Origin of the sequence: Erwinia rhapontici (assembly GCF_020683125.1) — a bacterium.
Classification (GTDB): domain Bacteria; phylum Pseudomonadota; class Gammaproteobacteria; order Enterobacterales; family Enterobacteriaceae; genus Erwinia; species Erwinia rhapontici.
This window is the reverse complement of sequence record NZ_CP085627.1, coordinates 1,514,927-1,527,654: the sequence shown is the minus strand read 5'-3', so window position 1 is coordinate 1,527,654 and position 12,728 is coordinate 1,514,927. Positions and strand designations below refer to the sequence as shown.

Annotated in this window: 13 protein-coding genes; 5 read left to right on the top strand and 8 right to left on the bottom strand. The window is 52.5% G+C overall.

All coding sequences use genetic code 11. The annotated features are described in order from the left end of the window. The 7 genes from potG to LJN55_RS07240 all read right to left on the bottom strand — a co-directional run bounded on the left by potG (position 1) and on the right by LJN55_RS07240 (position 6,121). Positions 1–1,134, bottom strand: a complete 1,134-nt coding sequence (potG, locus tag LJN55_RS07270; protein WP_159338129.1) for a putrescine ABC transporter ATP-binding subunit PotG — start codon at positions 1,132–1,134, stop codon at positions 1–3. A gap of 128 nt (positions 1,135–1,262) precedes the next feature. Further along, on the bottom strand, positions 1,263–2,369 hold the full coding sequence (potF, locus tag LJN55_RS07265) for a spermidine/putrescine ABC transporter substrate-binding protein PotF (RefSeq protein WP_133841080.1): 1,107 nt from the start codon (positions 2,367–2,369) through the stop codon (positions 1,263–1,265). Between the two features lie 462 nt (positions 2,370–2,831). Next, a complete protein-coding gene (locus LJN55_RS07260; protein ID WP_227535942.1) occupies positions 2,832–3,311 on the bottom strand; it encodes a YbjN domain-containing protein in 480 nt (159 codons plus the stop codon). A gap of 192 nt (positions 3,312–3,503) precedes the next feature. Beyond that, positions 3,504–4,079, bottom strand: coding sequence for a YceI family protein (locus tag LJN55_RS07255; RefSeq protein WP_227535941.1), 576 nt, complete (start codon positions 4,077–4,079; stop codon positions 3,504–3,506). Between the two features lie 121 nt (positions 4,080–4,200). Continuing rightward, positions 4,201–5,103, bottom strand: a complete 903-nt coding sequence (gene rimK, locus LJN55_RS07250) for a 30S ribosomal protein S6--L-glutamate ligase (RefSeq protein ID WP_227535940.1) — start codon at positions 5,101–5,103, stop codon at positions 4,201–4,203. 24 nt (positions 5,104–5,127) lie between these two features. Further along, entirely contained in the window at positions 5,128–5,850 is a 723-nt protein-coding gene (gene nfsA / locus LJN55_RS07245) for an oxygen-insensitive NADPH nitroreductase (RefSeq protein WP_227535939.1), read from the bottom strand. Beyond that, positions 5,834–6,121, bottom strand: a complete 288-nt coding sequence (locus LJN55_RS07240) for a YbjC family protein (protein WP_133841085.1) — start codon at positions 6,119–6,121, stop codon at positions 5,834–5,836. Before LJN55_RS07240 ends, nfsA begins: the two co-directional genes overlap by 17 nt. 202 nt (positions 6,122–6,323) lie before the next feature. On the opposite strand from LJN55_RS07240, the gene LJN55_RS07235 reads away from it, so the two are divergent. Further along, a complete protein-coding gene (locus LJN55_RS07235; protein ID WP_200640794.1) occupies positions 6,324–6,587 on the top strand; it encodes a GrxA family glutaredoxin in 264 nt (87 codons plus the stop codon). A gap of 127 nt (positions 6,588–6,714) precedes the next feature. Here LJN55_RS07235 and ybjM read toward each other — a convergent pair whose 3' ends face one another. Beyond that, on the bottom strand, positions 6,715–7,101 hold the full coding sequence (gene ybjM / locus LJN55_RS07230; protein WP_159338111.1) for an inner membrane protein YbjM: 387 nt from the start codon (positions 7,099–7,101) through the stop codon (positions 6,715–6,717). 297 nt (positions 7,102–7,398) lie between these two features. Between ybjM and LJN55_RS07225 the strand changes: the two genes are divergently transcribed. The 4 genes from LJN55_RS07225 to LJN55_RS07210 all read left to right on the top strand — a co-directional run bounded on the left by LJN55_RS07225 (position 7,399) and on the right by LJN55_RS07210 (position 12,497). Continuing rightward, positions 7,399–9,087, top strand: a complete 1,689-nt coding sequence (locus LJN55_RS07225) for an aspartate:alanine antiporter (RefSeq protein ID WP_133841088.1) — start codon at positions 7,399–7,401, stop codon at positions 9,085–9,087. A gap of 217 nt (positions 9,088–9,304) precedes the next feature. Next, the gene (locus LJN55_RS07220) at positions 9,305–10,045 is read left to right on the top strand and encodes a phosphatase PAP2 family protein (protein ID WP_133841089.1); all 741 of its coding nucleotides are present in this window, start codon (positions 9,305–9,307) and stop codon (positions 10,043–10,045) included. After that, positions 10,045–10,650 carry an undecaprenyl-diphosphate phosphatase gene (gene ybjG, locus LJN55_RS07215; RefSeq protein ID WP_227536357.1) on the top strand — a complete coding sequence of 202 codons (606 nt, stop codon included), beginning with the start codon at positions 10,045–10,047 and terminating at the stop codon, positions 10,648–10,650. The genes LJN55_RS07220 and ybjG overlap by 1 nt, the downstream gene beginning before the upstream one ends. A 563-nt stretch (positions 10,651–11,213) precedes the next feature. Beyond that, positions 11,214–12,497 carry an HAAAP family serine/threonine permease gene (locus LJN55_RS07210; RefSeq protein WP_159338109.1) on the top strand — a complete coding sequence of 428 codons (1,284 nt, stop codon included), beginning with the start codon at positions 11,214–11,216 and terminating at the stop codon, positions 12,495–12,497. Positions 12,498–12,728: the final 231 nt, after the last annotated feature.

Sequence of the window (12,728 nt, the reverse complement as noted above, 5' to 3'; positions counted from 1 at the left end):
TTATACCGTTAAGACCACACAGCTATCGGCATCCCAGCAAAGACGCACTTCGTCACCCCAGGTCGGAGTATCCTTACGGAAGCGATAGGCATTCTGCAACTGGGCACTGATCATCTGCCCACTATGCAGACGGACATGATAAATCGACAGATCGCCCAGGTAGGCAATATGCACCACTTCACCCACGGCAAAGTTGCAGCCATCGGCCGGGATCTCATCGCATAACATCACTTTTTCCGGGCGCAGCGCCACGGACACCGGAACGCCATCAACCACCGACACGTCAGAAGCTACTTTCAGCGGATGGATCAGGCCCGGGCTCTCAATAATCAGCCCATCCTCCAGACGCTCACGCAGCAGTCCTTCGAACAGGTTAACTGACCCGATAAATTCGGCACTGAAACGCGTGGTCGGGTGCTCGTAAATCTCTTCCGGCTCACCGATCTGCACAAACTTGCCACGATTCATAATCGCAATGCGGCCCGCCATGGTCATGGCTTCTTCCTGGTCGTGGGTCACCATGACGCAGGTCGCCCCAACGCGTTCAAGGATATCCACCACTTCATGCTGCATGCGGTCACGCAATTTTTTATCCAGCGCGCCCATCGGTTCATCCAGCAGCAGCAGTTTAGGGCGTTTTGCCAGGCTACGAGCCAGTGCGACACGCTGACGCTGACCGCCAGAGAGCTGATGAGGCTTACGTTTGGCAAACTCCTGCATATGCACCAGCGTCAGCATCTCAGCCACACGCTCGGCAATCTCGGCTTTCGGAAGACGGTCCTGTTTCAGTCCAAAGGCGATATTCTGCTCCACCGTCATATGGGGGAACAGGGCGTAGGACTGGAACATCATATTAATGGGTCGCTGATACGGTGGCACATGGGAAAGATCGAGGCCATCCAGCACGATTTGCCCCTGCGTTGGCGCTTCAAAACCGGCCAGCATACGCAGCAGCGTTGATTTACCGCAGCCTGAGGCACCTAACAGAGCGAAAATCTCGCCTTTATAGATGGTGAGGTTCACATCATCCACCGCATGCTGACCATCGAAAGATTTCGTCAGATTGCGGATCTCCAGCAGTGGCGTCAGCGCCTTACCTGCTTTGCTTTGAGGACGGGGGATCGCGTCATTCACTACCATTATACTCCGGCGCTAAAAGGCGGGGCCGCTGTGCGGGTTGACGTCTGCCCTGCCCTAAAAAAAACAAAACAGAGGCCGGTAACCGCGCCTCTGCTGCTTAACGAGTGTGAAACGGTTATGGCTTACTTACCACTTTTAACTTTAGTCCATGCACGCGTACGCACACGGTCAAGTTTCGGATCCTGCACCTTCAGGGTGAACAGTTTCGCCATGGTTTCAGGGGTTGGATAGATTCCCGGGTTGTCGCGAATAGCCGCATCAACAAACGGCAGGGAAGCCTTTACACCACTGGCGTAAAACACCGTATTGGAAATCTGCGCCATCACTTTCGGTTCCATCAGATAGTTAATAAACTGATAGGCTTCATCGACGTTTTTCGCATCTTTCGGGATCGCCAGCATATCGAAGAACGCCAGCGCGCCCTGCTTAGGAATGCTGTAGGCGATATTCACGCCGTTCTTCGCTTCTACAGCGCGGTTTTTCGCCTGGAGAATATCACCCGCCCAACCAATCGCCACGCAGGTATTGCCGTTTGCCAGATCGTTGATGTACTGGGAAGAGTGGAAATAGCGAATGCTCGGACGCAGTTTCAACAGCAGATCGGTCGCCGCCGTATAATCTTTTGCATCGCTGCTGTTCGGATCTTTGCCCATGTAGTTCAGCACAGTCGCGAAGATCTCCTCAGGTGCATCGAGGAAGGAGACGCCACAGCTCTTCAGCTTTTCGAGATTTTCCGGCTTCAGGACCAGATCCCAGCTGTCGACCGGGGCATCTTTACCCAGAGCGGCTTTCACTTTCTCAACGTTATAGCCAATCCCGGTGGTCGCCCACAGATAAGGGATCGCATATTTGTTGCCCGGATCGTGCTGCTCGAGCTTTTTCATCAAATCAGGGTCGAGATTTTTGTAGTTCGGCAGTTTGCTTCTGTCCAGCGGCTGGAACACACCCGACTGAAGCTGACGCGCAAGGAAGCTGGAGGACGGCACAACGACGTCATAACCGGTGCTACCGGCCATCAGTTTGCCTTCCAGTACTTCATTGGAGTCGAATACGTCGTACACCACTTTGATACCGGTTTGCTTTTCAAAATCCGCCACCGTACCCGGCGCAATATAATCAGACCAGTTATAAACGTGCAGCGTCTTGTCTGCGGCCAGTGAGCCAGCAGAGATCGCCATCAGCGTACCCGCTACCACACCTGACAACCATTTTTTACGTTGGTTGAACATTTTCCATCCTCATGAACAGAGATAAACATTTTGCCGGGCAGGTGAACCGGTGAACACCTGCTTTCTTGATAGATAAAGTTTGAAGAATTAAGGCTAAAGAATGAATCATTATTCACCGGCCCGTTAATACTAAAAACCTATATATCTGGGGACGTTGCACGCGTAATGCAGCCACGCAAGAATAGCCCCAGTATCAGGATCAGACCAGCCCCTAGCGTAAAAAACGCCTTTTATCGATTTTTTATGCATGTTTCCTCTATGTGATACGCCATTCACGGCATAAACAGCGACAGATATCTGGCAATATAGGGCAAAATGCAGAATAAAAAGTGGTTATGGTTTTACAGGAAGTGGCGCTAAAAACAGCTGTTGATGCAGGTTTTTGGGCAGAAACACGGAATGAGATCAAAACGGGCGGAAACCATGTCCGCCCGCAGGAAACCAGGAAATGAAACCTTCGGCTTAATGCAGCACAGAATTGCCACCGCTTACAGGCGTCCGATCGTCATCTTCACCGATCATCAGCAGATGATTGGCAAAAGCCTCCATGACGATCATCGAAATTTGTTCTTCGCTCTGCTTCATAAAATGGACAAACTGGCCGTAGGTCAGCCCGGCGGTCACACTCAGCGACTGGCAGACAATCAGTTTGGGCAGATTATCATCCTGAATATCAAGGAACGCTTTCACCGTCAGCGAACTGGCATTGATCTGTGACAATTCGCCCAGCAGCGGGATCAGGGCCGTGGGTTTAACTTCAGCCAGAGCCGAAAACAGAATGACGTTATCCACCAAATCGAGTTTGGCATCAAACACCCCATCAAAATTCTGCATATGCGGCAGATGTAGTGCCTGGCATGAATCACACTCAAACCAGGTGATGCTTTGCTGATCCAGCCAACGTCGCAATACGTCGAGATCCGGAACGACGAGTGAATCCATATTCTTTGTCTCATGCCGCAATAAAATTGCGCCCTAGCTTACGTAAAAACGCCGCCAAAAACCATGATTACGACAGAAATATGACGCCAGCAGCTGGTTTTAAGCATTAACTCAGGGAGACACTTCCTGGCCACGCCGCCTGAGGCAACAACAGAACGCCCCCTGCCGCTGCAGCATTCAGACCAACGAATATTATGGCCGCGTGGCGTGCGCCGCAATCGTCAGGTCAATTGCCACCCGATCGTCAACAATGCCGACAAGGCGATCAACCCGAAATGCACTGCGCGAAATCGCGGTGGATGCATGCAGTGCCAGCGTTTGTGCCTCTGGCGATAACACACCGTGATTATCCAGCGTCGCCTCCATGATGATCGGACGACGAACATCTTTGACGGATAAAAGACCGAAAATTCTGAACTGCCCCTGCTCCAGTGCCACCACGCGGCTGCTGGTAAAGCGTATCCAGGGATAATGAACCGCATCAAAAAACAGGGCACTTTTCATCTGACTGGTGAGGAGGATGTTTGACGCAACCAGCGTGGCGACCGGTATTTTCACCTCAATATGATCGTCCCAGTCCGCCATGGGATCCAGTATCACCGTTCCCGTCACCCCCTCTAAATGCGCCTGAGAAAACGCGTGGCCAAACGCGCGCCAGGACAGCCCGATGGCAGTTTTGTCCGTCGAGATGACATAGGTTTCAGGCGCAGCATACAGAACCGGGCTGATCAGCAGTAAAAAACTCAGAAAGCAGCAAGAACGCATCATGGGTAAACCTCTCTTTAGACGTCATAGCGTAAACACCTGACCGCATGATTTTATTCACGGTACTCTCTGCATTACCCTTTTACAGCGTCACCCCTCTGTTGAATAAGATCGCTTCTTGAGGTTAACCACCGGTTTTCAAACAAAAACCCGGCTGGGCCTGCTCTTCAATCCAGCCAATCATCATCGCCGCAATATCCAGGCCGGTGGTTTTCTCAATACCTTCTAATCCAGGAGATGCGTTAACTTCCATCACCAGCGGTCCCCGGCTGGCACGCAGAATATCGACGCCGGCCACATCAAGCCCCAGCGTGGTGGCCGCTTTAATCGCTATCTCTCGCTCGCTGTCGCTGATCGTCACACGCCGGGCAGTGCCGCCGCGATGCAGGTTAGAACGAAAATCACCTTCTTTTGCCTCACGCTCGATCGCACCCACCACTTTCCCACCGATCACCAGGCAACGCACGTCACGCCCGCGCGCCTCTTTGATAAACTCCTGTACCAGAATATGAGCATTCAGACCGCGAAAAGCATCAATCACACTTTCCGCAGCCTGGCGGGTTTCTGCCAGCACCACTCCAATCCCCTGGGTACCTTCCACCAGCTTGACCACCAACGGCGCACCGCCCACCATCTCGATCAAATCGCGGGTGTCATCCGGTGAATGGGCAAATCCGGTGATCGGCATGGCAATCCCCGCTCGCGCCAGGAGTTGCAGCGAGCGCAGCTTGTCACGCGCCCTGGCTATCGCCAGCGATTCATTCAGCGGGTAGCTGCCACACATTTCAAACTGGCGCAGTACCGCCGTGCCGTAAAACGTGGTGGCCGAACCAATGCGTGGAATAACCGCGTCATAATGTGACAGCTGGCGACCCCGGTAATGGATAGCCGATGCACCAGGATTGATATTCATATAGCAGGAGAGCGGGTCGATGACGTCAATGCTGTGACCACGCGCTCGCGCGGCCTCCAGCAGACGTTGACACGAGTAAAGCGAACCATCACGGGAAAGAATAGCAATTTTCACCAATAGCCTCCGGGGCCAAAAGGATTAGCGCGTAGCCCAGCCCTGCTGATGCAGGTAATCAAGAATAAACGGACGGCTCTCCTTGATCAGCGTCTTCTGAATGTGCTCGCTCCAGCTTTCCGAGCGACGGTTGCTGTCGCGTGACTGGTAATAGGCCACCAGTTCGCGGTCATATTGCGCCAGTAACGCAGGATCGATCGGCTGATAGCGGTTTTCATGCATCAACAGCCCCGCAGGCATGCGCGGTTTATGGTCCGGGTCCTGCTCCGGGCTGCCCAGGCAAAGGCCAAACAGCGGCAGCACAAACTTCGGCAGGCCCAGCAGCTCCGTCACATCAGCAATATGGTTACGGATGCCACCAATAAAGCAGCCGCCGAAACCGAGCGATTCGGCAGCGACCAGAGCATTCTGCGCCATCAACGCCGTATCGATACAACCCAATAGCAGCTGTTCTGCCAGCCCTAATTCGGCGTCCGGGCAGATCTGCTGGTTACGATTGAAATCGGCACAAAACACCCAAAATTCGGCGGCCTCGGCAACGTATTTTTGGCCGCCGCTCAAAGCGACCAGCGCATTGCGCGTCTCAGTATCCGTAATACGAATAATCGAGGAGCACTGTAAAAAGCTGGAGGTGGAGGCCGACTGTGCAGCATCCAGAATCGCGGCACGCTGCTCTGCGGTGATAACCTGGTCGCTGTAGGCGCGAATCGAACGGTGTGAACGCAGTAGTTCAATGGTCGGCGTCATGGGAATCTCCTGATTTGGGCTTATCACGCGAACGGCGCGTGTTAAAAAGTTCGGGTGCCATCACCTTCGCTGTCCGCCACATCATCACCGTGGCGGCAGGCAGCATCAGGGCAATACCGGCAAAGATCATCAGCGTTGCTGCAAGCTTACCGGTAAAAGGCGACGGCAAGGGTAGCATTTCATGTAACGTGAGGTAAGACAGGATCAAGAGCAAAATACCGAATACTTCGAGAACTAACACCGCCCGGGGCAGTTGACTAAAGGCACGCATAACGGCTCTCCTGCTGATGACGATATTCCTGCTGAAAGGGGGTATTAAAGCGTAGATTATGCCCTTGTGCATAGGTGCTGCGAATCAGAGTAACAGGTAATTCCTTCTTCCTTTCACCGGAGGATGCGGGCATCATAAGCGCCATTGAGCAATGAAATGTGATGTTAATCACATAAAATTCTGACCCTTTGAGGAGAAACCTATGTTTGCAGTGATTTTTGGACGCCCTGGCTGCCCTTACTGTGTTCGCGCGACCGAGCTGGCTGAAAAACTGACTGAAGAACGTGAAGACTTCAATTTCCGCTACATCGATATTCACGCGGAAGGGATCACTAAAGCTGACTTAGAGAAGACGGTGGGTAAACCGGTAGAAACCGTGCCGCAGATCTTCCTCGATTCAACCCATATTGGCGGCTGCACTGATTTCGAAGCCTATGCCAAAGACAATCTGGGCCTGTTCCAGTAATCATCACCGCCTTGCGGGGATGATTACCGTAGGGGTCGATCATATTTTCCGATCGACCCGTATCACCGCAGCCATGATGACTGTCAGGGCCGATCGTTGAGATCGGCCCTTTGCTTTTGCAGCAATGCTATAAACGCCCTTTTCCATCCTGCTGGTGATGGATATCCATCAGCGTGCGCCACAGCATCACGCCCAATGTGCCAGACCCGCACCAGAATACCGCACTGGCGATAAACGCAATCTCCTGCCCAAGGCCCACAGAGTTAAAACCGTCAGACTGCATCAGCACCAGGCAAGGAGGGGACGCCAGTGCGATAGCAATCACCATTGCGGTCAGTGGGGACTCTTTTGAGGTCAACGCGGCCAGTGCGCCCGGCAGCACAAACAACAACAGACCCAACTGCGCATGCCCGATGTACCCTGCGGGCAGCGGATAGCGCACGGCGATATAGATAGCACCATAGAGTGCGCTACAGGCAATCAGGCCTGTCCAACGGATACCTTTTATCCACACGGGAATTTTCTCCAGGTTATTTAAAACCCAATTCAATTCAACGCATCAATTAGCCATTTCAGTCACTATGGGTAATTGCCGGTTTTGGTCAGCCTATTCTATAAAAACAGAACGGGTAACAAATAAGCGTGCCGGAGACTGGCTGTCAATCGGCATAGGGATTAACATAGTGGTGCAATTTATCTGGCTGTTGGCAAGTCCTGTTAACCCACAGCAGACGAATGACGAACACAGGGTGGAATCTAGCGTATAAACCCCTTTTCTTCAATAGGTTACTGGTAAACAAGAAGTTAAACCGTGAATATAAACATCGCAGATTTGTTAAGTGGAAATTACATTCTGTTATTATTTGTCGTACTCGCCCTGGGGTTATGTTTAGGCAAACTTCGGTTAGGATCTGTTCAACTGGGTAATTCTATTGGTGTTTTAGTTGTTTCATTACTGCTCGGCCAGCAGCATTTTTCGATTAATACTGAAGCACTCAATCTCGGCTTTATGTTATTTATTTTTTGTGTCGGCGTGGAAGCCGGGCCGAATTTTTTCTCTATTTTCTTCCGCGATGGAAAAAACTATCTCATGCTGGCGATTGTCATGGTCACCAGTGCGATGATACTTGCGCTTGGACTCGGGAAACTGTTCGGCTGGGATATCGGCCTGACCGCCGGGATGCTGGCCGGTTCAATGACCTCCACGCCGGTGCTGGTTGGCGCGGGCGATACCCTGCGGCAAACCCTCACCGACGAGAAAAGCCTGACGCTGGCACAGGATCATCTTAGCCTTGGCTATGCGCTGACCTACCTGATGGGCCTGGTAAGTTTGATTATTGGTGCACGTTACCTGCCTAAATTACAGCATCAGGACCTGCCGACCAGCGCACAGCAGATTGCCCGCGAACGTGGGCTGGACCCGGACAGCCAGCGCAAAGTCTATTTGCCAGTGATCCGCGCCTATCGCGTTGGCCCGGAACTGGTTGCCTGGAGCGATGGGAAGAATCTGCGTGAGCTGGGTATCTACCGTCAAACCGGCTGCTACATTGAGCGAATTCGCCGTAATGGCATTCTCGCCAACCCCGACGGCGATGCCCTGCTCCAACCTGGCGATGAGATCTCGCTGGTAGGCTATCCTGACGCGCATTCCCGCCTGGATCCGAGCTTCCGTAACGGAAAAGAAGTGTTCGACCGCGACCTGCTGGATATGCGCATCGTCAATGAAGAGATCGTGGTTAAGAATAACAATGCCGTGAATAAACGTCTGAGCCAGTTGAAGCTGACAGACCACGGCTGCTTCCTTAACCGGGTGATCCGCAGCCAGATCGAAATGCCTATCGACGACAACATTATCCTGAACAAAGGCGATGTGTTGCACATCAGCGGTGAAGCACGACGCGTGAAATCCGTCGCCGACCGCATCGGCTTTATCTCGATTCACAGTCAGATGACCGACCTGCTGGCATTTTGTGCCTTCTTTATCGTCGGCCTGATGATCGGGATGATCACCTTCCAGTTCAGCAGCTTTAGTTTCGGCATTGGCAACGCGGCAGGTCTGCTGTTTGCCGGTATTATGCTGGGATTCCTGCGTGCCAATCATCCAACCTTTGGCTACATTCCTCAGGGCGCGCTGACGATGGTGAAAGAGTTCGGGCTGATGGTATTTATGGCGGGTGTCGGTTTAAGCGCCGGTAGCGGCATCACCCACGGTTTAGGCGAAACCGGTCTGCTGATGCTGGGTGCCGGGCTGGTTGTCAGTCTGGTGCCGGTGATTATCTGCTTCCTGTTCGGTGCCTGGGTACTGAAAATGAACCGCGCCCTGCTGTTTGGCGCCATTATGGGTGCCCGCACCTGCGCCCCGGCGATGGAAATAATCAGCGATACTGCACGCAGTAACATCCCGGCACTGGGCTATGCAGGAACCTATGCCATTGCTAACGTTTTACTGACGCTGGCTGGAACATTAATCGTGATAATCTGGCCGATTTTAGGCGGATAAAATAATTAATCGATTTCAGAGAACTTTTGTGACGGCGTGAAGTCTTAATTTATGCCACTGCTTTTCTTTGAAATCCCCTTATTGTGGAGCCCGTTAATCTTATGATTTTCGGGTTTTTTTCTTTTCTGCTCCTGTCCGATTTTCTGCGGCCTTCTTAATGTTTCCTTAAGCCCCTCACGGCAAAGTAGCACCATGCTCCCCTGGTCGCCAAACTGTCATGAAATCATCATTAATTCTCAACAAAAGCCAAACGAATCGTGTAATTAAGAGCGATTCTCTTTACCCCTTGCCCACACACTTTTACCTTAAGCAATTCGTGCTACTGATCCTCAGCGCCATGGTGTTTATCTGGTTGTCGCGCAGTGAAAGCATCGATATGGCGATCACTCGCCTGTGGTTTGACCCGCTGACACAGCAATTTCCGTGGAAAGATAATCACTGGCTTGATTTGATTAACCATCGGCTGCTTAAACAGATGGTCATTGGCGGGGGTATCGTACTGCTGCTGGCCGGCGTGGTACGCCGTCAGCCACGCTGGGTATTAGTGGCATTGTTGATGGGCATTGGCCCGCTGGTGGTGGGCGTACTCAAGGCCACCAGTGCCCACTCCTGTCCGTGGGATCTGGTGGAATTTGGGGGGAAGGCGGTCTCATACCCGTTGTTCGGCGCTGTCCCGGTGAACAGCGGGCCGGGACGCTGTTTCCCCGGCGGCCATGCATCCAGCGGCTTCAGTGCCCTGGCGCTGTTTTTTCTGTTCTACCCACAACGCACACGCCTGGCCTGGGCCTGCTGGTGGGCAGCCCTGGCCGTTGGCATGGTGATGGGCTTTGGACAGATTATGCGCGGCGCCCACTTTCTCTCCCACAACCTGTGGGCAGCATGGTGGGTCTGGCTGACGCAATGTGTGACTTTCGGATGCGTAACGTATCTGCTTAACAAGACGAGGAAATCAACATGATGGAAGAGCTGAACCGGGCACTGTTTCTTTGGGTCAATGCCAACACGGCGTCACCCGAATGGCTGATCGACCTGGCCACCTTTATTGCCCGCGATGTGATCGCCATTGTTCCCCTGCTGATCGTGGGCCTGTGGCTGTGGGGGCCTCGCAGCCAGCTCACTTCACAACGTGTGCTGGTGGTTAAAACCGGCATAGCACTGCTTTACGCCCTTGCGATTTCCTGGTGCCTGGCGCAACTCTTCCCACACCCGCGCCCTTTTGCTATTGGTCTGGGGCATCAGTTCCTGTCACATGCGCCGGATGACTCTTACCCCAGCGATCACGGTACGGTGATCTTTACCTTTGCCATTGCCTTTATCTGCTGGCACCGCCTGTGGTCAGGCGCGATTTTGATGGTGACTGGCGCAGCCATTGCGTGGTCGCGCGTTTATCTGGGCGTACACTGGCCGCTGGATATGCTGGGTGGCATGCTGGTGGGACTGCTCTCCTGCCTGTTTGCGCAAATATTCTGGCAGTTGTTTGGCGCGACATTGCTACCCCGCCTCTCTTCTCTCTATCGGGCGTTGTTTGCCTTCCCCATCAGTAAAGGATGGGTACGCGATTAATCCAACATGATGGGCCTGATTATTCAGGCTCTTTTACTTTGATGCAGATCACACCTCTCCCTGTTTTTTTAAAAAATGCACGGCTATTTCATGCAAATCACTTTTTGCTTATTGCGCAACATCATCAACCTATCTCCCAGATATTATGCGTGTTGCGCAAGGCGCTTAAATTAACCGCAAACCACTCCACTAAAAAAAATACAACCCATTGATAATTAAAAAATTACGAAAAACAAAGCTGATATTTTCGCCGCCTACGCTCACTATTTCACCATACCAAAATGATAAAAATCAGTGTAAATACCTGTTTAAACACTCATTACCTGGTCAATAACCCCTTCAAAAACCCACCCTACAGATGTTCACACTAAAAAAGGTGATGGAAATGTGATTTCGATCACCGGTAACCCCAAAGACAGTGCTTTCTTCTATTTTTTCTAGTGGTAGAGTGTGCGCCATAAAATCAGAGTAATTAATTAAAGCCGTAATCAGGGGTTAATTCTGATATCGCGGAAGGAATACGATTTAGTTAATTGTTTTAACATTTCAACCCTGGAGAAATCATGGACACATCCCAAACGGCGGTGTTGAGCCCCGAAGCAACGCAGGATGCCAGCGCGTGGCGTAAAACTGACACTATGTGGATGCTCGGCCTTTATGGTACGGCGATTGGTGCGGGCGTACTGTTTCTGCCAATCAATGCCGGAATTGGTGGCCTGATCCCGTTGATCATCATGGCCGTACTGGCCTTCCCGATGACCTATTTTGCTCACCGTGGACTCTGCCGCTTCGTCTTGTCTGGCCGTAATCCGGGCGAAGATATTACTGAAGTGGTTGAAGAACATTTTGGCGTGGGTGCCGGTAAGCTGATCACCCTGCTCTACTTCTTTGCCATCTATCCGATCCTGCTGGTCTACAGCGTGGCGATCACCAATACCGTGGAAAGCTTCATGACTCACCAGTTGCAGATTCAGGCACCGCCACGTGCGCTGCTGTCTCTGATTCTGATTGTCGGTCTGATGACGATTGTGCGTTTTGGTAAAGAGATCATCGTCAAAACGATGAGCGTGCTGGTTTATCCGTTTGTTCTGGTACTGATGCTGCTGGCGTTATACCTGATCCCACACTGGAGCAGCGCAATCTTCGACAACGTCAGCCTGAGTGGCAGCGGAAAAGGTCTGATGATGACTTTGTGGCTGGCCATCCCGGTCATGGTGTTCTCCTTCAACCACTCACCGATTATCTCTGCCTTTGCCGTTGCCAAACGCGAAGAGTACGGCGACCAGGCTGAACCAAAATGCTCACGCATTCTGGCACGCAGCCATATCATGATGGTGCTTACCGTGATGTTCTTCGTGTTCAGCTGTGTATTGAGCCTGACACCGGAAAACCTGGCGGAAGCCAAGTCCCAGAACATCTCTATTCTGTCTTATCTGGCGAACCACTTTGACACCCCGCTGATGGCGTGGCTGGCACCAATTATTGCGATGGTGGCCATTACCAAATCCTTCCTGGGCCACTATCTGGGTGCACGTGAAGGCTTTAATGGTACGGTGAATAAGATGCTGCGCAGCCGGGGTAAAACCATTGCCGAGCATAAACTGAACCGCTTTACCGCGCTGTTTATGCTGGTGACGACCTGGATTGTGGCAACACTCGATCCAAGCATTCTCGGCCTGATTGAGAGCCTGGGTGGCCCCATCATCGCCGTGCTGTTGTTCCTGATGCCGATGTACGCGATTAACAAAGTCCCGGCGATGCGCAAATACAGCGGCAAGCTGAGCAATGTGTTTGTCGTGCTGGTAGGCCTGGTGGCAATTTCCGCCGTGGCGTATGACCTGATCTGATGTTCACAGGGTCAGGCATGCCTGACCCCTACCGCTTTGTCGGAGCAAGGCACGCCTCGCTCTGCAAAATCCCACACCCGCTTTGTCGGGGCAAGGCACGCCTCGCCCTGCAAAATCCCGAAGCCGTATGTAGGGGCGAGGCACGCCTCGCCCTGTAAAATCCCGAAGCCGTATGTAGGGGCGAGGCACGCCTCGCCCTGTAAAATCCCGAAGTCGTATGTAGGGGCAAGG

Excerpts from the sequence above, each read along its gene's own strand:
- potF (WP_133841080.1), bottom strand. The coding sequence starts at position 2,369 with ATGTTCAACCAACGTAAAAAATGGTTGTCAGGTGTGGTAGCGGGTACG.
- LJN55_RS07260 (WP_227535942.1), bottom strand. The coding sequence starts at position 3,311 with ATGGATTCACTCGTCGTTCCGGATCTCGACGTATTGCGACGTTGGCTG.
- LJN55_RS07255 (WP_227535941.1), bottom strand. The coding sequence starts at position 4,079 with ATGATGCGTTCTTGCTGCTTTCTGAGTTTTTTACTGCTGATCAGCCCG.
- nfsA (WP_227535939.1), bottom strand. The coding sequence starts at position 5,850 with ATGACGCCGACCATTGAACTACTGCGTTCACACCGTTCGATTCGCGCC.
- LJN55_RS07240 (WP_133841085.1), bottom strand. The coding sequence starts at position 6,121 with ATGCGTGCCTTTAGTCAACTGCCCCGGGCGGTGTTAGTTCTCGAAGTA.
- LJN55_RS07235 (WP_200640794.1), top strand. The coding sequence starts at position 6,324 with ATGTTTGCAGTGATTTTTGGACGCCCTGGCTGCCCTTACTGTGTTCGC.
- LJN55_RS07220 (WP_133841089.1), top strand. The coding sequence starts at position 9,305 with ATGAAATCATCATTAATTCTCAACAAAAGCCAAACGAATCGTGTAATT.
- ybjG (WP_227536357.1), top strand. The coding sequence starts at position 10,045 with ATGGAAGAGCTGAACCGGGCACTGTTTCTTTGGGTCAATGCCAACACG.
- LJN55_RS07210 (WP_159338109.1), top strand. The coding sequence starts at position 11,214 with ATGGACACATCCCAAACGGCGGTGTTGAGCCCCGAAGCAACGCAGGAT.